Below are 17559 nucleotides of genomic sequence, written 5' to 3'. Positions count from 1 at the left end.
GCGCCTCAGGCCGCGGAGGGACCGCAGATCGGGAAATGACAGGTGAAGGCGTGCTGCGGGCCGTGTTCGGTAACGCCGGGGGCGCGCCGTGCGCATTCCGGGCGGGCGTATTGGCAGCGCGAATGGAATTCGCATCCTTCCGGGCGGCGGCGCGGGCTCGGCATTTCGCCCGACAGCGTGATGCGCGCCTGCGCGGCGTCCGGGTCGGGTTCGGGATTGGCCGACAGCAGCGCCTCGGTATAGGGATGGCAGGGCGCGTGAAAGATGCGCTCGGTCGGGCCGGTCTCGACGAAGCGGCCGAGATACATGATCGCCATGCGATCCGTGATATGGCGCACGACGTTGAGGTTATGAGTGATCACCAGGATCGCAATGCCGAGACGCGTCTGCATCTCGGCCAGCAGGTTCAGCACCTCGGCCTGCACCGACATGTCGAGGCCCGCGGTCGGTTCGTCCGCGATCACCAGCCGCGGGTCGAGCGCAAGCGCGCGCGCCACGCCCACGCGCCGCGCCTGCCCCCCCGACAGTTGATGCGGAAACCGCCCGGCGAAATTGGCGGGCAGGCCGACCATCTCCAGCAGCCGCTTGCATTCGGCCCGCCGGTCCGCGCGCCTGCCGTGGATCTTGAGCGGCTCGGTCACCAGCGCGCCCACTGTCAGCCGCGGCGAAAGCGATCCGACCGGGTCCTGCCACATCATCGCGATTTCGCGGCGCAAGCGGGCGTATTCCTGCGCGCTGGCGTCCGATATCTCACGTCCGTCAAAGCGGATGGACCCGGAATGCGCCCGTTTCAGCCCCATCAAGGTGCGTGCGATCGTCGACTTGCCCGAGCCGGATTCACCGACAAGGCCGAGCGTCTCGCCCGCCTTTATGCCGAACGACACGTCGGCGACCGCTTCGAACTCGGGCTCGGCGCCCTTCAGCGCGGCGCGGACGCGGCCCATCGCCGGGTAACGGACGACCAGGTTCTCGACCTCCAGCAGCGGGCTCATGCCGTGCCCTCCTTGTCCAGCAGGTGGCAGCTCGCAACATGGCGTGGGCCGCTGGCCGCGTAATGGGGCGGGTGTTCCGTCGCGCAGCGCTCCCAGGCGTGTTCGCAGCGGTTGCGAAAGATGCAGCCCGGCGGCACGCGCACGAGATCGGGCAGCGTGCCGGGGATCGTCGGCAATTGCCGCGTGGCGTCCTTGATCCGGGCCGGGTCGCATTCGAGAAGCGCCTGCGTGTAGGGATGCGCGGGGTTGTGAAACACGTCGCGCACCGTGCCGCGCTCGACCATTTCGCCGGCATACATCACCGTCACGTCGTCGCAGAGCTCGGCCACCGTGCCGAGGTGGTGGGACACGAACACGATGGCGCAGCCCATCTCCTGCTGCAATTCGCGCAGGAGCTCGATGATCTGCACCTCGAGCGTCGCGTCGAGCGCCGTCGTCGGCTCGTCCGCGATCAGGAGATCCGGTTTCGTCAGCAGCGCCATGGCGATGCAGACCCGCTGGCGCATGCCGCCCGAGAACTGGTGCGGATAGGCGGCAAGCTGTGCGGCGGCGTCAGGAATGCCGACGCGGTCCAGCATCTCGGCGGCGCGCCTGCGCTTCTCGGCCTTGCCGCCCGCGTCGCGATACTGGATGTCGAGCATCTGCCGCCCGATGGTGGCGACCGGGTTGAGCGCCGTCATCGGGTCCTGGAAGATCATGGAGACGCGCCGCCCGCGGATATCGCGCAACTCGCGCTCGCTCATCTTCGTGACGTCCTCGCCGTTCAGCAGGATCGCGCCGCCGGCCACCCGGCCGTTGCTCGGCAGCAACCCGGCGAGGCTGAAGGCCAGCGTGGACTTGCCGCAGCCCGATTCGCCCACCAGCCCCATGATGCGCCCCTTGGGCACCTCCAGTTCAACGCCGCGCAGCGCGTGCAGCGCCCCCCGAGGCGTGCCGAAGTCGATCGACAGGTTCTTCACCGACAGGAGCGAATCGGCGGCTTCGGTCATGAGTTGCGCCTCAGCTTGGGATCGAAGATGTCGCGCAGCGCCTCGCCCAGAAAGGTGAAGCCCAGCGTGACGATGATGATCGGCGCCGACCCGGCGATCACCGGCCAGGGCGAATTGCGGATGAAGTTGTAACCATCGTTCAGGATCGTGCCCCAGCTTGGCGCGGGCGGGCGCACGCCCATCCCGAGGAAACTCAGCCCCGCCTCGGTGGCGATCACCATCGGCACGTCCATGCTCGCGAGGATCAGCAGCGGGCCCAGCACGTTGGGCAGCACATGCACCCCGAGGATGCGCAGGGTGCTCGCGCCCATCGCCCGCTCGGCGAGGATGAACTCCGCCCCGCGCAGCGCCTGCGTCTGGGTGCGCACGATGCGGGCGTATATCGGGATCGAGGTGATCGCGACCACCAGGATCACCGTGTAGAGCGACGGCCCCACCAGCGCCACCACCGCAAGCCCGAAGACGATCACCGGGAACGAACGCACCGCGTCGAAGATCAGCAGCAGGATATTGTCGAGCCATCTCGGCCCGTAGCCCGCGATCAGTCCCAGCGCCAACCCGACGCTCAGCGCCGCGCCGAGCGTGGCGACCGCCACCAGCATGGCGATGCGCCCGCCTGCGATCACCCGGCTCAGCAGGTCGCGGCCCAGCTGATCGGTGCCCAGCCAATGCTCGGCGGATGGGGCGCCCATGCGCGGGCCAAGCATGATCTGGTTCGGATCATAGGGCGCAAGCCAGGGCGCGAAGATCGCGGTCGCCACCACGATCAGCACCAGCACGAGGCCGAGCATCCCCATCGGGTTCCGGCGCAACTGCCCTGCGTAGACGCGCAGCGCCGAGGGCTCCTTGTAGGACGCGGTCGTCTCGGCCATGTCAGAGCCCCTCCCGCTGGCGCGGATCGAGCCACGCAATGACGAGATCGGAGATCAGCGTCGCCAGCACGATGATCGCCGTGGTGATGAGCACCGCGCCCAGCACGATGGGATAGTTGCGTTCGTTCACCGCGCTGACGATCAGCGCGCCGATGCCGGGGCGCGCGAAGATCACCTCGACGAAAACCGCCGCCGAGAACAGATGCGCCACCCCTGCCCCGATCAGCGTGACCGCCGGCAGCACCGCGATGCGCAGCACGTAGCCGCGCGCGATGCGCCCCTCGCGCAGGCCGAAGGCGCGCGCCATGCGCACGTGGTTCTCGCCCATCACCTCGAGCATGGCGGCGCGCACGATGCGCGCGATGTAGCCCACCCAGCTGACGCCGACGGCGAAGGCGGGAAGGATCAGGTGCACGACCTGGTCGCCGAACCCCTCGCCCGCGCCGATGGCGGGCAGCCAGCCCAGCCAGACCGCGAAGATCAGCGTGCCGTAAAGCGCCATCACGAAGGACGGGATCGAAATGGTGCCGACCGACAGGATGCCGGTGATGCGGTCGATCCACGTGTTGCGCCGAAGCGCCGAATAGGCGCCCAGCGGAATGCCGATCAGCGCCGCCCAGGCGATCGACGCCGAGATCAGCGCCAGCGTGAAGGGCAGCGCCTCCATCACGATGGTGGTGACGCTGCGTCCGGTGAACACGTCCACCCCCATGTCCCCGCGCAGCAGGTTGCCGAAGAAGGTGGCCATCTGGATCAGGAACGGCTGATCGAGCCCCATCTCCACGCGGGTCTTCTCGATCAGTTCGGGCGTCGCGCGCGGCCCGAGGATCATCACCGCCGGATCCCCCGGCACGAGATGCAGCATGATGTTGAGCAGGCAGACCGCGACGGCGATGATCAACACCGACAGGAGCAGTCTCTGGATCGCGTAAAGCGCCATGACGTCGCGGTCTCCCTTTTCCGTCGCCCGATCAGGCCGGCTTGAACCCGACGTAGAGCGGGCGCGCGTCCGGGCGCAGGGCCGGCTCCACGCTGTCGCGATACATCACCGGGCTCGCCTCGTGGGTGAGAAAGCGGTAGGCGCCCGATTCTTCCATCAGGTCCTGCATCTTGCGATACATCGCCGCGCGCTTGTCCTTGTCGGCCTCGCTCAGCGCCTCGTCGTTGAGCTTGTCGAACTCGGGGTTCGAGAACCGCTCCCAGTTCCAGATGCCCACCTGGTCCGAGGTGAACCAGGTTGTCGCGTAGAACGGATCAGGCATCATCGAGAACCGGTTGACGACGAGCTGCATGTTCTTCCAGCGGTCGCCCTCGCTCTCCATGCCCAGCGTCCAGAACGATCCCGAATCCTGCACGTTCACCTGCACCTGGATGCCGATCTGGCCAAGCTGCGCCTGGATGACCTCGGCAATGGTCTTCCACGTGGTGGCGTTCAGCGTGTCGATGGTGATCGGCTGCGCGGGCGGACCGCCCGCCTTCTCGAGATATTCGCGCGCCTTGTCGAGATCGCCCTCGGGCGGGATCAGCGCTTTTTCGCGATGGCCGGTCAGGCCCGGCGCGATCAACCCGGTCGAGGGCTTGGCCTCTCCGAAATAGGCGGCGTCCATGATCTGCGGCACATTGATCGCCCACTGGATCGCCTTGCGCAGATCCTCGTTGCCCGTCACCTCGTTATCGATGTTCATGCCGACCCACACGTAATAGAGGGACGGGAATTCCTTGATCGTCGTGTCCGCAGGCGGATTGGCCTTGTAGTTGGACAGCGACGACAGGCTGATCCCGGTGTAGTCGAGATCGCCCGCCTCGTAGGCGCGTTCGGCGACCTTTTCATCGTCCATCGGGATGATGCGGATCTCGTCGTAGCCGGGTTTCAGTTCGCCCGAATAGTCGGGGTTGCGGGTGAGCTTGACGTATTGGTTGGGTTTCCACTCGTCCAGGATGTAGGGCCCCGAGAAGGCCGGCGGCTTCATCCCGAAATCGCCGCCGTCGCCGGTGGCCTCCATCACCGCCTTCTTGGACACGATATGACCGACGCCATAGGGGATGGTGATGGTCCAGAGCGGCTGGAACGGTTTTTCCAGCACGATGGTCCCGGCATACTTGTCGTCGGGGTCGAGCTGAACCTCCTTCAGCGGCCCCCAGTCGCCCTTGACCGGGCTGTCATGCTCGAGCACCCGCTCGAACGAGAATTTCACGTCCTCGGCCGTCATTTCGCCGTAACCGCCGGAGAACATGATGCCCGGCTTCAGCCGAAAGCGGATATGGGTGTCGTCCACCTGCTCCAACTCTTCGGCGGCCTCGTTCTCGATCTCCCACTCGCGGCCCGGAACGTAGCGCGCCAGCTTGTGATAGATGCAGTTCATCACGTCGACATTGTAGCCGTTCTGGTAGAAACCGGGGTCGAGCTTGTCGATATCCGCGTAGGAAAAGGCGTTCAGCATGGCGCCCTCGGCGGCCCATATCGCCTGTCCCAGCGGCATGGTCCCGGCGGCCAGCCCCGTGGCGACGGCCCCCTGCAGGAAGCCGCGGCGGCCCAGAGTGATGGTGTGGATTTTCTTCGTCATTTGGATTTTCCTCCTTGTCTTGTTATAGCGGCGCGGCTCTTCCGCGCCTTCTGTCATTTCGCGTTCATCATACCAGATCGCGCGGAATCGTTTCGCTCCAATCCTGTTCATGGGCCAATTCGTCGCCGTCCCAGGCGCGAAGGCGGGCGCGGATCTTCCAGTCCGTCGCGGTGCTGGTGACCTCCGTCTCGGTCAGCGTGCGCACCCGCCAGTCGCCGCGCGCCATGTCCTGGTTCCACTCCATGCGCGCTGTGGGCGCATGATCGTCCGGGCCGTCCAGCGCGTAGGTCTCGGTGCATTTTGCGGTGACGTTCAGGTCGTTGTCGATGATGCGGATCGCGCCGTCGTCGTCGGTAACGGTGACGCGGACGCCGCCCTGCCCGTCCCGCTCGATCAGCCATTCATAGCCGCCCTTCTCCAGCGTCTCGACGCGCAGCGGCGGCGCCGCCTTCGGCGCGCCCAGATCGCGCAGCGCGCCGTCCGGCCCGCTCCGTTCGGGCAGGCTCAGCACGCAGTCGGTCAGGTCGAGCGTCAGCGCCGCCGCCTCGGGCGCGGGCCAGACCATCGGGAAATAGGTGTTGGACAGCGACAGGCGCAGGCGATGTCCCTTGCGGAATGTCTGGGCCACATGCTTAATCGGCACCCGTGCGCGATGGGTTTCACCGGGCTTCAGCGGCGCGGGCGTCTCGTGGCTGTCGCGATGGGTGAGGTTCAGCACGCCAAAGCTCACCCGCGTCGCCGCGCCGTCGGGCGCCACGTCGACCAGCCGCGCGGCGATCAGCGCCACCGGCCGATCACAGGTGAACGCGATATCAAGCGTCGCGTCTCCCGCGATCTCCAAATCCGACTCCAGCGGCGCGGTCTGGAACGTCACGCTGTCCGCGTCGTCCGGCCCCTGCTCGCCCGGCTGGTCGCCGGGGTTGGCGTAAGAGCACCACTTGCCCGCCTGCAGGCCCACGGTCGCGGGCGTCGCGATCTCGGCCTCGCCGCGCCCGGACCCGCCACGAACCAGCGCGCCGTCCCCGATCATGCCCCAGGCGACGCGTTCCACGTTGGGCGAGGGCCAGGACGGCTCCGCCACCCAGCGGCCGTCGCGCGTCTCGTAGGCGCCCTTCGGTTCGGCGTGGTCCTGCATGAAGAGGCGCAGTTGCGGCTCATCCATGATTCCGGTCTCGATCCCCTTCAGCCACTGATCCCACCAGCGCAGTTCCTCGGTCAGCCAGTCGATCGCCGGACCCGGCGCGCCGATATGCGGGTATTTATGCGCCCAGGGGCCGACCAGCCCCTTGCGCGGGCAGGTGAGGTTCTCCATCAGGCGAAACACCGTGCGCGGATAGCCGTCGGCCCAGCCTGACGCCGCATAGACCGGAACCTTGACGGCCGAATAATCCTCGCAGATGGAGCCGTGCTTCCAGAATTCGTCGCGCCTCTGGTGCATGAGCCAGTTTTTCAGCCAGAGCCCGCTGCCCTCCAGCCGCTCCTGCCACATCGCGCGCCAGTCGTCCCCGACATGGCGCGGATCGGGCGGCAGCGTGTTGAGCGAGAACATCGTCGCCGCCCAACTCAGCTGCTCGCACAGCATGGCGCCGCCCATGTAGTGGATGTCATCGGCGTAGCGATCATCGGTCGAACACAGGCTGACCACCGCCTTCAGCGCCGGCGGCTGAAGCGCGGCGATCTGCAAGCCGTTGAACCCGCCCCAGGAAATCCCGACCATGCCGATGCCGCCGTCGCACCAGTCCTGCGCGGCCAGCCAGGCGATCACGTCGCAGCCGTCCTGCAATTCCTGCGCGGTGTATTCGTCCGTCATCACCCCCTCTGATTCGCCGCAGCCGCGGATATCGACCCGCACATAGGCGTAGCCATGCCCGGCGATATAGGGCGCGCGCGCCGCGTCGCGGGGCAGCGTGTGGTCGTTCTTGCGATAGGGCAGATATTCGAGAATCGCCGGCACGGGCTGCGATGCCGCGTCCTCGGGCATCCAGATGCGGGCGGCCAGAACCGTGCCGTCGGGCATCCTGATCCCGCCATGTTCGATCTCGCGGACGGATCGGGGGTACTCGGTGACGATTTTCATATTTCGCGCCATCTCGGTCATGAAAGGTTCCCCTGATTAAACCGCGCGGATTCGCATCCTGCAATTTCGCAGACAGGTAACACTTGACACTGTTTGTGCGTCAGTATGCGATAGGCGGCATGACTGACGATCCCTTTCCCGCCAACCTCGCCTGCGCATGCAGCCAGCTGCCCTCGATCGCCGAGGTGTGCCGGCGCATCGGCATCAACCGCCAGCAATTCAACAAGTATCTCGCGGGATCGGTGCGCCCTTCGCGCCATAACATGCGCCGAATCTGCGATTTCTTCGGCGTGACCGAATCCGAACTGCTGATCGATCCCGCGCGCTTTGCCGACCTCGTCTCGCTGCGCAAGACCGCGCCGGCGACGCCGGCCCTGCGCGGCCACCTGGCGGCGGTCGAACGGCTGCATGGCCTCTCGGGCGAAATGACGCGCTATACCGGCTGGTATTTTCGCTATTTCTACACGTTCGGCTATCCCGGCCTGATCACCCGTTCGCTCGCCGTGATCGCCGAGAAGGACGGCAGGCACCTCTGGAAGAACATCGAAACCGGCGCGGTTCCCGACCTCGGCCGCGAGAAATTCGTCGGCAAGTACGAAGGCATGGCCTTTCACCTCGGCCACCGGGTTCATATCGTCGAGTATGACGCGCTCAACGCCTCGTCGATCACGCAGCTCATGCTCTACCCGTCCTACACCCAGCACCCCGACCACCTGCGCGGCGTGCAGACCGGCGGTTCGATGCGGCGGGGCCGCAAGCCGGCGGCCTCGGCGGTGATGCTCGAATATCTCGGCGCGCGTATCGACCTGCGCCGCGCGCTGGCGCGCTGCGGAATGTTCGAACCCGACGATATCGACGACTGGATCAAGACCCTGATCGCCAACCGGATCGACCCCGGCGCCTGGGTCTTCGAGATCGAGGAAATCTGAGCCGCGCGCGCCCTCAGCCCGCCGCCACGTCCCGCGCCGCCAGCGCCCGGTCGCGCAACCGCGCCGCGCCCGCCATCGCCAGCGCCGCGGCGAACAGGCATCCCGCGCCCAGCAGGAACACCGGCTGGTAGCCGCCCCAGTGCTGGCTGAGCCTCGAGGCGGAAAACCCCCCGAAAGCCTGCGCGCTGGCGAATCCCGTGGTGGCCAGCGCCCAGTAGCGGATATAGGATTGCGGCCCGATGGTGCGCTGGATGAAGGCCGACACCAGCATCCCCACCCCCGGCGCCCCGAAGCCCACGATCAGCGTCGCGCCCCAGAACACCGCGGGCAGGTTCGAGACCGCGACGCCGGCGATGGCGACGCCCTGCGCGACGCAAATCCACACCAGCCCGCCGCGCAGGAAGCGCAGCGGAACCAGCGGCGCAAGGAACGCCCCGATCCCGAACCCGGTCCAGATCAATGCTCCCATGCGCGGCGCCAGCCCCACCTCGCGGGTGACGTAATCCACCACGTATAGCGAATGCGCCGTCATCCCGAACGCGTTGAGCGCATACCCCGCGATCGCCAGCAACAGCGCATGGTGCAGCCGCGCCTCGGCCCGAGGAAAGGCGTCGACCCCGCGCAGTTTCGGCGCCCGGCGCATCCGCCGACCCGCAAACAGGTTCACCGCCAGCGCCGCGGCGCACAGCGCCGTGAGCCCCAGGCTCGACGCCGCCGCCGAGGCGTCCGGCAGAAACACCATCATGATCGAGCCAAGCAGCGCCCCCGCGCCGACGCCGGTGAAGACCAACCCGCCAAGACCCTGCCGGCCCATCGCCCCGAGCCGTGCGTTCACCGCTGCGAGGCCCGCGATCATCAGCACCGCCCCCGCCACCCCGGACATGGTGCGCCAGAAGGCGGCGTGGACGAAATGGATCGGAAAGCTGCAAAACAGCAGGCTGAGCAGCACCAGCAGCCCCATCGCGCCGGAAAGCCCCCCGGGCGAGAAGCGCCGCGCGAAACGCTGCGCGAGGAACCCGCCCAGCAGATACCCCGCCAGTCCCCAGGCGCCCAGCAGTTGCGCCTGGTAATCGGAATACCAGCCGTCCCGGATCAGCAGCGGGATGATCGGCGAATAGGCGAACCGGGCCAGCCCGATGCCGACGAAGATCCCCGAAATTCCGTAGGTCAGGACCAGCGCGGGCGGGGTGTTGCAGTAATAGTCGCGCGCGTCGCTCAGATCCCGCATCTCGTTCACCATTCCGGAGGGAGCGCACAGCCGCGACTCGGCCCCTGACCGCCAATCACCGCGAAACCCTATCGGCGCGCCGAGGGCTTGACCAGACGCGGCGGCAGGTTGCGCCCCTGCCCCGGTCATAGGAAGGTGTTATGCCCGTGATCGGCGCCGGCGGACTGTCGCCGCCGGACGGGACGCGCTAAGAGCGGCGCAAACGGAGGAGCCAAATGCCGACCATCGACATGCACCGGGACATCCGCGACGCCGTCGCCAAGCTCTGCGAGAAGTTTCCCGGCGAATACTGGCGCAAGCTGGACGAAAAACGCGCCTACCCGGCGGAATTCGTCAACGAACTGACCGGCCAGGGCTATCTCTCGGCGCTCATCCCCGAGGAATACGGCGGCATCGGGCTCGGCCTTTCGGCGGGCACGGCGATCCTCGAGGAAATCCACCGCGCGGGCTGCAACGCGGGCGCGTGCCATGCGCAGATGTATACGATGGGCACGCTGCTGCGCCACGGCAACGACGCGCAGAAGCAGCAATACCTGCCCGGCATCGCCGACGGGTCGCTCCGGCTTCAGGCGTTCGGCGTGACCGAACCGGGCAGCGGCACCAACACCCCCGCGATCAAGACCTTCGCGCGACGCGACGGCGACCGTTACATCGTCAACGGCCAGAAGATCTGGACCAGCCGCGCGGAATATTCGGACCTGATGATACTGCTGGCGCGCACCACGCCCATCGGCGAGGTCAAGAAGAAGACCGACGGGCTCTCGGTCTTCATCCTCGATATGAACGCGGCGGAAAAGGCGGGGCTGCGCATTTCGCCCATCCGCACGATGATGAACCATTCCTCCTGCGAGGTGTTCTTCGACGACGTGGCAATCCCCGCCGAAAACCTCATCGGCGAAGAAGGCCGCGGCTTTCGCTACATCATGTCCGGCATGAACGCCGAACGCATCCTGATCGCGTCCGAGTGCATCGGCGACGCCAAGTGGTTCATCGACAAGGCGTCGTCCTATGCCGGTGAGCGCGAGGTTTTCGGCCGCCCCATCGGGCAGAACCAGGGCGTCGCCTTCCCGATCGCGCAGGCCTACGCGCGGATGCGCGCGGCCGAGCTGATGGTGCACGAGGCGGTCGGTCTCTACGAGGCGGGCGAAACCCCGGGGGCCGAGGCCAACATGGCCAAGATGCTCGCCGCCGAGGCCAGCTGGGAGGCGGCGGAAGCGGCAGTTCAGACTTTCGGCGGCTTCGGCTTCGCCGAGGAATACGATATCGAGCGCAAATTCCGCGAAACCCGGCTTTACCAGGTGGCGCCGATCTCGACCAACCTCGTGCTCAGCTATATCGCGGAACACGTGTTGGGAATGCCGCGCAGCTATTGATCGCGCGCAACGCGCCTAAGGCTTGAGGATCAAGTCCGGGTCGCAAGCTGCGGGCATGAAACGTTTCTATCCGAACTCCGCCCGGAGCGTCGCGGGACCGCTGCCGCCATAGCCCGCGATCGAGCACATGATGAGATCGGGCCGCTCTTCTCGCAGCGGCCCGGCGCCGAATCCCAGCCGGTCGATCACGCCGGGGCCGAGATTTTGGATGAAGATGTCGGCACGTGCGATCATCGCGCGCGGCACCGCCTTGTCCGCGTCCGATTTCAGATCGAGCGCAATGGATTCCTTGCCGAGGCGAGGCACTGAGCGCCCCATTATGTCTAGACATAATCCCGCCCTATACCCCCTAGCGCAAAACCGCGCACTGGTCCGCGCCCGCGCGGCGCGCTAGCTTCCTCACCGATCTGATTGAAGGAGCGCCGCCATGCAAGACCAACCCGCCCCGGAGGTGAGCGACGAGATCCGCGCGACGTGCGAATCCTACGTCGGGCGCAGCCGCGAGACCCGCGACACGCTCGCCCCCGAACCGGCGGAGAAGCTGGCGGCGCTGCTGGGCGCGCGGGTCGAAGAGCGGCTCCCGCCGACCTGGCACTGGGCCTATTTCAACCCCGGAATCCCGCTGACGGACCAGGGCCACGACCTGCACGAACGCACAGGGATATTCCTGCCGCCCGCGCCGTTCGACCGCCGGATGTGGGCGGCGGGCGACGTGACGGTGCTGGAGCCGCTCGCGCTTGGCGCGCCCGCGGTGCGGCGCTCGACCATCGCGGACGTGGCCTTCAAGCAGGGCAAGTCCGGCGCGATGTGCTTCGTCACCGTGCGCCACGAGATCGAGCAGGACGGCGCGGCCCGCATCCGCGAGGACCAGACCATCGTTTACCGCGACCGCGGCGCGCCGACGCCCGCGCTGCGCGCGCCGGGCGACCCTGTGCCCGAGGGCTACGCCACCTACCCGGAGGGCAAGCTCTTCTTCTATTCGGCGGTGACGCATAACGGCCACCGCATCCACTGGGACCGCGATTTCTGCCGCCGCGTCGAGGGTTATCCCGACCTCGTGGTGCATGGCCCCTTGATGGCGACCGAGCTTTGCGATGCGCTGCGCGGCGAAGACATCCGGCCGCTGCGCTTCCGCTACCGCGCGGAGGCGCCGGTGTTCCTGACCACGCCGGTGCGGATCGTCACCGACGCGCCGGGCGAGCCGCGCGAGGGCGTGATCCGGCGCTCGGACGGGGTGGCGTCGATGCGCGGAACGCTCATGCAGCCCTGAAGGCCGCCCCGCCCCATCAGCGACCGGCTTTGCATCAGGCATGGCAACGGCGCTATGAGGGCGCACCGAAACCTGTGACAACGACAAAGGCGCCCTCCGCATGTCCCCACGCTCAGACGCAACCAAGCTGCCCCTCTTTCCCACCAACATGGGCGTCCGGCTGACGCAGGCGCAGCCCGACCGGGTGACCGGGACGCTGGAAGTGACCGAGGCGCTCGCCAACCGGAACGACGTGTTGCACGGCGGCGCGGTCATGACCTTCGCCGACACGCTCGCCGGGACGGCGGCGACGCTGAACCTCGGGGACGGGCAGCGCACCACCACGATCGAGAGCAAGACCAACTTCCTGCGCGCGATCCGCATCGGTGAGGAAATCACCGGCGCCAGCGTGCCGGTGCATGTCGGGCGCAAGACGGCGGTGTTCCAGACGACCATCACCCGCGCGGATGGCAAGGTCGCCGCGATCGTGACGCAGACGCAGATGACCCTTTCCTGGGAGCCGCCCGGACAGGCGTGACCCGCCGCCCGCGCGGCGTGTTTCAGGAATCGCCCGCCACCGGGGCGGGCTGCACGCCCGCGGCGTCGCAGAATGTGCGGATCAGGCGCGAGGCGCGGCGTTCCTTCAGGTAGGCGAGGAAATACTGGGTGCGGATCTCGGCGTCGTGGATGGGGATCGCGCGCAGGTTCGGGTGCGGGACGAATTCGAAATCCGCGACGAAGCCGATCCCGAGCCCCTGCTCCACCGCTTTCCAGATGCCCTCGCGGCTGCCGATGTCGAGCACCACGTCAATGCCGACATCGTGACGCTCGAGCGCGGTCTCCATCGCCGTGCGGGTGGTCGAGCCGACCTCGCGCTGCACCACCTTTTCGCCCGCAAGCTCGCGCACCGAGATGCTGTCGCGCGAAAAGAACGGGTGCTGAGCGTTGACGAAAACCACGACGTCATGGGTGCTGTAGGGCACGGTTTCGACGCGGGGATCGGCGTTGACCTCGGCGATCAGGCCGACATCGGCCTCGTATTCGACCAGCCGCTCAAAGCTGCGGCGCGAATTGCCGAACTGCACGCTGATGTCGATGCGCGGGTGGCGCGTCTTGAGCGCGACGATGATGTCGGTGGCGTGGAACGGCCCGACCGCGGCGATGCGCAGGGAGCCGGAGTGCAAACCCTTGAAGGAATTGAGAAGATCTTCGGCCTCGACCTCGTTCTGGTGCAGCCGCATCGTGGTGCGGTAGAGTTCGGTCCCCGCGGGCGTGAGCCGCACCTCGCGCCCGATCCGGCTGAAAAGCTCGACCTCGTAGCGTTGTTCGAGCGCCTTCACCTGCGTCGAAAGCGTTGGCTGACTGATGTTCAGCGCGCGCGCGGCGGCGGAGAAACCGCCGTGTTTCGCAACCGCGTGAAAGGATCTGAGCGCCGTCGAGTTCATACCCGCAATCTATACAGCGAATAGAAATAATCAATTTGTTATATGGGCCGCCCCCGCACATTCTGATTTCAGCGAGCTGCGTGAGGACGTTTGGATGTGGACATACAGGAACCCGGTCGAGATTCGCTTTGGCGACGGCGGGTTTGACGCGCTGCCCTCGCTGATCGGGGACCGCAGTTATGCATTGGTGACCTACCCCGACGCGCCGTTCCCCGCGCTGGCCGAGAAACTGGCGGCGAAGGCGGGCGCGCCGGTTCTGGTCGTCGATGACATCGCGCCCAATCCCGACTGCGCGCCCCTGGCCGAGCAATCGGCGCGCTTTGCCGCCCTGCCCGCCCCGCCCGACGTGATCGTGGCGCTGGGGGGCGGTTCGGTGATCGATTCTGCCAAGGTCTTCGCCGCCGCTGGGGGCGATTTCGCCACCGTGAAACGCTATCTCGAAACCTTCGAAGGAGCCGGGGCGCTGTCGGCGATCCCGCTGATCGCGGTCCCGACCACGGCCGGAACGGGCAGCGAGGTCACGAGCTGGGCCACCGTCTGGGACGACAGCGCGGGGCGCAAGTATTCGCTGGCGCGCCCGAATCTCTATCCCGAAACCGCGCTGGTCGATCCCGCGCTGATGCTGGGCAAACCCTACGGGCTGACGCTGGCCACCGGGCTCGACGCGCTGTCGCATGCGCTTGAAAGCATCTGGAACGTCAACGCCAACCCGGTCTCAGCGCGTCACGCGGTCGCGGCGGCGCGCGCGCTGCTGGCGGACCTGCCCGCCTTGCTGGGCGACCTCGGCGACCTGGAGCTGCGCACGCGGGTCGCGGAGGCGTCGCTCAACGCGGGGCTGGCGTTCTCCAACACCAAGACGGCGATCGCGCATAACCTGTCCTACCCGATCACGCTGGGCTGGGGGGTGCAGCACGGCATCGCCTGTTCGTTCACCCTGCCGATCGTGCTGCGCTCGGTCATCGGGATCGGCGGGTTCCGGGAGGAGGCGTTGCGCCGCATCTTCGGCGAGGATCTGGACGCGGGCGCGGACCGGCTCTCTGCGTTTCTCGCGCAGCTCGGCGTCGGCGGGCGGTTCTCGGATCACGGGGTTCCGGACGAGTCCTGCGCCGCGATCATCGACGAGGCCTTTGCCGGGGAGCGGGGGCGCAACTTCGTCGGCAGCAAGGAAAAATTCATCGCCGCAGGCAGACGTCAGGGCAGTTTGAAGATGACGGCGTGATGCAATCGATGCCGCGCGCATCCATAAAGAGGCCGCAGCCAAGCCGGCCCGCAACCTCAAAACATGGGAGAGAGAAATGACCAGACCAACCAAGTTCAAGACCGCCGCCGGGGCGCTGTGCCTCGGGCTGATGGCGATGGGCGCGAGCGCCTCGGCCGACGAATGCCGCGACCCCGAGGTCCTGCGGTTCTCGATGATCCCGACCGAGGAGACCACCCAGGAGCTGTCGCTCTACCAGCCGCTGGTCAACCAGATCAAGAAGGCCACCGACAAGAACGTGGAGTTCTTCCTGCCCACCTCCTACGCCTCGGTGGTCGAGGCGATGCTGGGCGGGTTCGTCGATCTCGGGATGCACGGCCCCTATTCCTACGTGATCGCGCAGGAGAAGGACCCCGAACTGGAGGTGATCGTCACCTACGCCAAGCACAAGGGCCATTTCCAGGAGGAAGGGCCGGGCTACAAGGCGATCCTCGTGGCGCGTTCGGATTCGGGATATGAGTCCGTGGACGACCTCGAGGGCACGGTGATCGGGCTGACCGACCCGGCCAGCACCTCGGGCAACCTGCTGCCGCGGGTGGCCTTCACCAAGGTGATCGGCAAGGATCTCGAGGATTTCTTCAGCCGCGTGGTCTATACCGGCGGGCATGACCTGAGCGCGGTCGCCGTGCTCGAGGGGCAGGTCGACGCGGCCTTCGTCGCGACGCACCGGATCGACAACGTGATCGACCGCGACCTTGCGACGATGGATGACTACACGGTTCTGTGGACCTCGCCGGTGATCCCGCAGGATCCTTTCGTGGTCGATGGGCGGCTCTGCGATGAGCTGGTGGACAAGATCCGCGATGCGTTCCTGACGCTGGGGGACACCGAGGAGGGGCGCACGTATCTGGAGAACGTCAACGCCAGCAAGTTCGTGCGGATGGAGGATTCCGATTACGACATCATCCGCGACCTGAAGGCCGCGAAGGAAGCCAAGTAAGCCAACGGCCGCCTCGTCCCCGCGATCGCGGGGACGAGCGCGAGGGGAGAGAGACCGCTTATGTCCGTGTTGTCCGTCAAAGACCTGCGCGTGCGCTACTCGGCCAATGGGCCCGAGATCCTGAAGGGGATCAGCTTTGAGCTGCAAAGCGATGATTTCCTTGCCATGATCGGCCCGAGCGGCGCGGGCAAATCGACGCTGATCCGCTGCATCAACCGGTTGGTGGAACCCACGGGCGGCGAGATCGTCCTGCTGGGCGAGGACGTGCGCGCGCTGCGCCCGAGCGAGCTGCGCCGGCTGCGGCGCAACGTCGGGATGATCTTTCAGGAATTCAATCTCATCAACCGCATGTCGGTGATGGATAACGTTCTTTCGGGGCGGTTGGGCTATACCGGCAACCTGCGCAGCCTGTTCCGCCATTTCCCGAAGAAGGACATCGAGAAGGCGCTATACTATCTCGACCGCGTGGGCCTGACGGATCACGTCGACAAGCGCGCGGACGCGCTATCGGGCGGGCAGCGTCAGCGGGTCGGGATCGCCCGCGCGCTGATGCAGACGCCCAAGCTCTTGCTGCTGGACGAACCCACATCGGCGCTCGACCCCAAGATCAGCCGCGAGGTGATGGCACTCATCATGGGCATCGCCAAGGAACTGGGCGTTCCGGCGCTGTGCAACATCCACGACGTGCAGCTCGCCAAGGAATTCTGCAACCGGATCGTTGGCTTGCAGGACGGGGTGAAGAAGTTCGACGGCGAAACCGCCACCCTGCGCGATCGCGACCTCGAGGAAATCTACGCGATGGAGGTGCTCTGAGCCATGAGTGCGACCGACACCCATATCGCCGGGCTGGGCGCGCAGACCACCCTGCGCCGGAAGCGGCAGATGAAGCAGGCGCTGATCTGGACCGGCGTGCTCGTCTTCGCGGCGTGGTGCGCGCATGGCACGATCATCGCCGATACCGACTGGTCGCGCGTCGGCGGACGCAGCGGCGTTCTGGCCTCGATCGGGCGTTACATGCAGCTCGACCTCGGATTGCTGCCCGAACTGGTCAGGCCGACGATAGAGACCTTCATGATGGCCAGCGTCGGCACCGTGCTGGGCTGTTTCTTTTCGCTGCCGGTGGCGTGGCTGGGCGCGGCGAACGTCACCCCGAGCAAGACGATCCTCTATCCAGTGGGGCGCTTCCTCATGGTCCTGAGCCGGTCGGTCCACGAGATCGTCTGGGCGCTCATCTTCGTGAGCGCGGTGGGCCTTGGCGCCCTGCCCGGCATCCTCGCCATCGCCATGCGCTCGGTCGGGTTCATCTCCAAGATCACCGCCGAGGCGATCGAGAACATCGACGCCAAGCCGGTGGAGGCGATCCGCGCCACCGGGGGCAACCAGTTCCAGGTGATGTATTACGGCATCCTGCCGCAGATCTACCCGGTGGTGCTGGCCACGATAATCTTTGAATGGGACATCAACATCCGCCGCTCCGCGGTCATGGGCCTTGTCGGCGCCGGGGGCCTCGGGCTGTTGTTCTTCCGCCAGATGAACAGCTTCAACTATGGCGGGGTGAGCATGGTTATCCTCGCCATCCTGATGCTGATCATCCTGGGCGAGATCATCTCGCATTACCTGCGCAAAGCCGTGATCTGAGGGGA

17 protein-coding genes are annotated in these 17559 nt (G+C 66.7%); 8 read left to right on the top strand and 9 right to left on the bottom strand.

Annotation, left to right across the window (positions count from 1 at the left end; all coding sequences use genetic code 11):
• Nucleotides 1-5: 5 nt before the first annotated feature.
• The 6 genes from D6850_RS06270 to D6850_RS06245 all read right to left on the bottom strand — a co-directional run bounded on the left by D6850_RS06270 (nt 6) and on the right by D6850_RS06245 (nt 7494).
• Nucleotides 6-992, bottom strand: coding sequence for an ABC transporter ATP-binding protein (locus D6850_RS06270; RefSeq protein ID WP_121164805.1), 987 nt, complete (start codon nt 990-992; stop codon nt 6-8).
• Nucleotides 989-1981 (bottom strand): ABC transporter ATP-binding protein, encoded by a 993-nt coding sequence (locus tag D6850_RS06265; protein WP_121164803.1) that lies wholly within the window; start codon nt 1979-1981, stop codon nt 989-991. The genes D6850_RS06270 and D6850_RS06265 overlap by 4 nt, the downstream gene beginning before the upstream one ends.
• Nucleotides 1978-2853: an ABC transporter permease gene (locus D6850_RS06260; protein WP_121164801.1), complete on the bottom strand. Its 876-nt coding sequence runs from the start codon at nt 2851-2853 to the stop codon at nt 1978-1980. The genes D6850_RS06265 and D6850_RS06260 overlap by 4 nt, the downstream gene beginning before the upstream one ends.
• Nucleotide 2854: 1 nt before the next feature.
• On the bottom strand, nt 2855-3793 hold the full coding sequence (locus D6850_RS06255; protein WP_121164799.1) for an ABC transporter permease: 939 nt from the start codon (nt 3791-3793) through the stop codon (nt 2855-2857).
• Between the two features lie 31 nt (nt 3794-3824).
• The gene (locus D6850_RS06250; RefSeq protein ID WP_121164797.1) at nt 3825-5417 is read right to left on the bottom strand and encodes an ABC transporter substrate-binding protein; all 1593 of its coding nucleotides are present in this window, start codon (nt 5415-5417) and stop codon (nt 3825-3827) included.
• Between the two features lie 67 nt (nt 5418-5484).
• Complete coding sequence (locus D6850_RS06245; protein ID WP_121165166.1) at nt 5485-7494, bottom strand: CocE/NonD family hydrolase; 2010 nt, start codon at nt 7492-7494, stop codon at nt 5485-5487.
• A 119-nt stretch (nt 7495-7613) separates the two neighbouring features.
• On the opposite strand from D6850_RS06245, the gene D6850_RS06240 reads away from it, so the two are divergent.
• Nucleotides 7614-8423, top strand: coding sequence for a helix-turn-helix domain-containing protein (locus D6850_RS06240; protein ID WP_121164795.1), 810 nt, complete (start codon nt 7614-7616; stop codon nt 8421-8423).
• 13 nt (nt 8424-8436) lie between these two features.
• Here the strand turns inward: D6850_RS06240 and D6850_RS06235 are convergent, their stop codons facing one another.
• Complete coding sequence (locus D6850_RS06235; RefSeq protein ID WP_166434004.1) at nt 8437-9651, bottom strand: YbfB/YjiJ family MFS transporter; 1215 nt, start codon at nt 9649-9651, stop codon at nt 8437-8439.
• Between the two features lie 215 nt (nt 9652-9866).
• Here D6850_RS06235 and D6850_RS06230 point away from each other — a divergent pair, with 215 nt between their 5' ends.
• Nucleotides 9867-11024, top strand: coding sequence for an acyl-CoA dehydrogenase family protein (locus D6850_RS06230; protein ID WP_121164791.1), 1158 nt, complete (start codon nt 9867-9869; stop codon nt 11022-11024).
• A 66-nt stretch (nt 11025-11090) separates the two neighbouring features.
• Here D6850_RS06230 and D6850_RS06225 read toward each other — a convergent pair whose 3' ends face one another.
• A complete protein-coding gene (locus D6850_RS06225) occupies nt 11091-11330 on the bottom strand; it encodes a CoA transferase (protein WP_245964105.1) in 240 nt (79 codons plus the stop codon).
• Nucleotides 11331-11451: 121 nt separating this feature from the next.
• On the opposite strand from D6850_RS06225, the gene D6850_RS06220 reads away from it, so the two are divergent.
• Both D6850_RS06220 and D6850_RS06215 read left to right on the top strand, forming a co-directional pair.
• Nucleotides 11452-12294, top strand: a complete 843-nt coding sequence (locus D6850_RS06220) for an HTD2 family dehydratase (RefSeq protein ID WP_121164787.1) — start codon at nt 11452-11454, stop codon at nt 12292-12294.
• Between the two features lie 100 nt (nt 12295-12394).
• Nucleotides 12395-12811: a PaaI family thioesterase gene (locus D6850_RS06215; protein ID WP_121164785.1), complete on the top strand. Its 417-nt coding sequence runs from the start codon at nt 12395-12397 to the stop codon at nt 12809-12811.
• A gap of 22 nt (nt 12812-12833) precedes the next feature.
• Here the strand turns inward: D6850_RS06215 and D6850_RS06210 are convergent, their stop codons facing one another.
• Nucleotides 12834-13718, bottom strand: coding sequence for a LysR substrate-binding domain-containing protein (locus tag D6850_RS06210; protein ID WP_121164783.1), 885 nt, complete (start codon nt 13716-13718; stop codon nt 12834-12836).
• Between the two features lie 94 nt (nt 13719-13812).
• On the opposite strand from D6850_RS06210, the gene psrA reads away from it, so the two are divergent.
• The 4 genes from psrA to phnE all read left to right on the top strand — a co-directional run bounded on the left by psrA (nt 13813) and on the right by phnE (nt 17554).
• The gene (gene psrA / locus D6850_RS06205; protein ID WP_121164781.1) at nt 13813-14937 is read left to right on the top strand and encodes an iron-containing alcohol dehydrogenase PsrA; all 1125 of its coding nucleotides are present in this window, start codon (nt 13813-13815) and stop codon (nt 14935-14937) included.
• Nucleotides 14938-15013: 76 nt separating this feature from the next.
• On the top strand, nt 15014-15916 hold the full coding sequence (locus D6850_RS06200) for a phosphate/phosphite/phosphonate ABC transporter substrate-binding protein (protein WP_121164779.1): 903 nt from the start codon (nt 15014-15016) through the stop codon (nt 15914-15916).
• A 60-nt stretch (nt 15917-15976) separates the two neighbouring features.
• Nucleotides 15977-16729 carry a phosphonate ABC transporter ATP-binding protein gene (gene phnC / locus D6850_RS06195; RefSeq protein WP_121164777.1) on the top strand — a complete coding sequence of 251 codons (753 nt, stop codon included), beginning with the start codon at nt 15977-15979 and terminating at the stop codon, nt 16727-16729.
• 3 nt (nt 16730-16732) lie between these two features.
• Nucleotides 16733-17554 carry a phosphonate ABC transporter, permease protein PhnE gene (phnE, locus tag D6850_RS06190; RefSeq protein WP_121164775.1) on the top strand — a complete coding sequence of 274 codons (822 nt, stop codon included), beginning with the start codon at nt 16733-16735 and terminating at the stop codon, nt 17552-17554.
• Nucleotides 17555-17559 lie beyond the last annotated feature (5 nt).

The sequence above is a fragment of the Roseovarius spongiae genome (assembly GCF_003651245.1).
GTDB lineage: Bacteria > Pseudomonadota > Alphaproteobacteria > Rhodobacterales > Rhodobacteraceae > Roseovarius > Roseovarius spongiae.
This window is presented reverse-complemented; position numbering and strand designations above follow the sequence as displayed.

Excerpts from the sequence above, each read along its gene's own strand:
- D6850_RS06270 (WP_121164805.1), bottom strand. The coding sequence starts at position 992 with ATGAGCCCGCTGCTGGAGGTCGAGAACCTGGTCGTCCGTTACCCGGCG.
- D6850_RS06265 (WP_121164803.1), bottom strand. The coding sequence starts at position 1,981 with ATGACCGAAGCCGCCGATTCGCTCCTGTCGGTGAAGAACCTGTCGATC.
- D6850_RS06260 (WP_121164801.1), bottom strand. The coding sequence starts at position 2,853 with ATGGCCGAGACGACCGCGTCCTACAAGGAGCCCTCGGCGCTGCGCGTC.
- D6850_RS06255 (WP_121164799.1), bottom strand. The coding sequence starts at position 3,793 with ATGGCGCTTTACGCGATCCAGAGACTGCTCCTGTCGGTGTTGATCATC.
- D6850_RS06250 (WP_121164797.1), bottom strand. The coding sequence starts at position 5,417 with ATGACGAAGAAAATCCACACCATCACTCTGGGCCGCCGCGGCTTCCTG.
- D6850_RS06245 (WP_121165166.1), bottom strand. The coding sequence starts at position 7,494 with ATGAAAATCGTCACCGAGTACCCCCGATCCGTCCGCGAGATCGAACAT.
- D6850_RS06240 (WP_121164795.1), top strand. The coding sequence starts at position 7,614 with ATGACTGACGATCCCTTTCCCGCCAACCTCGCCTGCGCATGCAGCCAG.
- D6850_RS06235 (WP_166434004.1), bottom strand. The coding sequence starts at position 9,651 with ATGCGGGATCTGAGCGACGCGCGCGACTATTACTGCAACACCCCGCCC.
- D6850_RS06230 (WP_121164791.1), top strand. The coding sequence starts at position 9,867 with ATGCCGACCATCGACATGCACCGGGACATCCGCGACGCCGTCGCCAAG.
- D6850_RS06220 (WP_121164787.1), top strand. The coding sequence starts at position 11,452 with ATGCAAGACCAACCCGCCCCGGAGGTGAGCGACGAGATCCGCGCGACG.
- D6850_RS06215 (WP_121164785.1), top strand. The coding sequence starts at position 12,395 with ATGTCCCCACGCTCAGACGCAACCAAGCTGCCCCTCTTTCCCACCAAC.
- D6850_RS06210 (WP_121164783.1), bottom strand. The coding sequence starts at position 13,718 with ATGAACTCGACGGCGCTCAGATCCTTTCACGCGGTTGCGAAACACGGC.
- psrA (WP_121164781.1), top strand. The coding sequence starts at position 13,813 with ATGTGGACATACAGGAACCCGGTCGAGATTCGCTTTGGCGACGGCGGG.
- D6850_RS06200 (WP_121164779.1), top strand. The coding sequence starts at position 15,014 with ATGACCAGACCAACCAAGTTCAAGACCGCCGCCGGGGCGCTGTGCCTC.
- phnC (WP_121164777.1), top strand. The coding sequence starts at position 15,977 with ATGTCCGTGTTGTCCGTCAAAGACCTGCGCGTGCGCTACTCGGCCAAT.
- phnE (WP_121164775.1), top strand. The coding sequence starts at position 16,733 with ATGAGTGCGACCGACACCCATATCGCCGGGCTGGGCGCGCAGACCACC.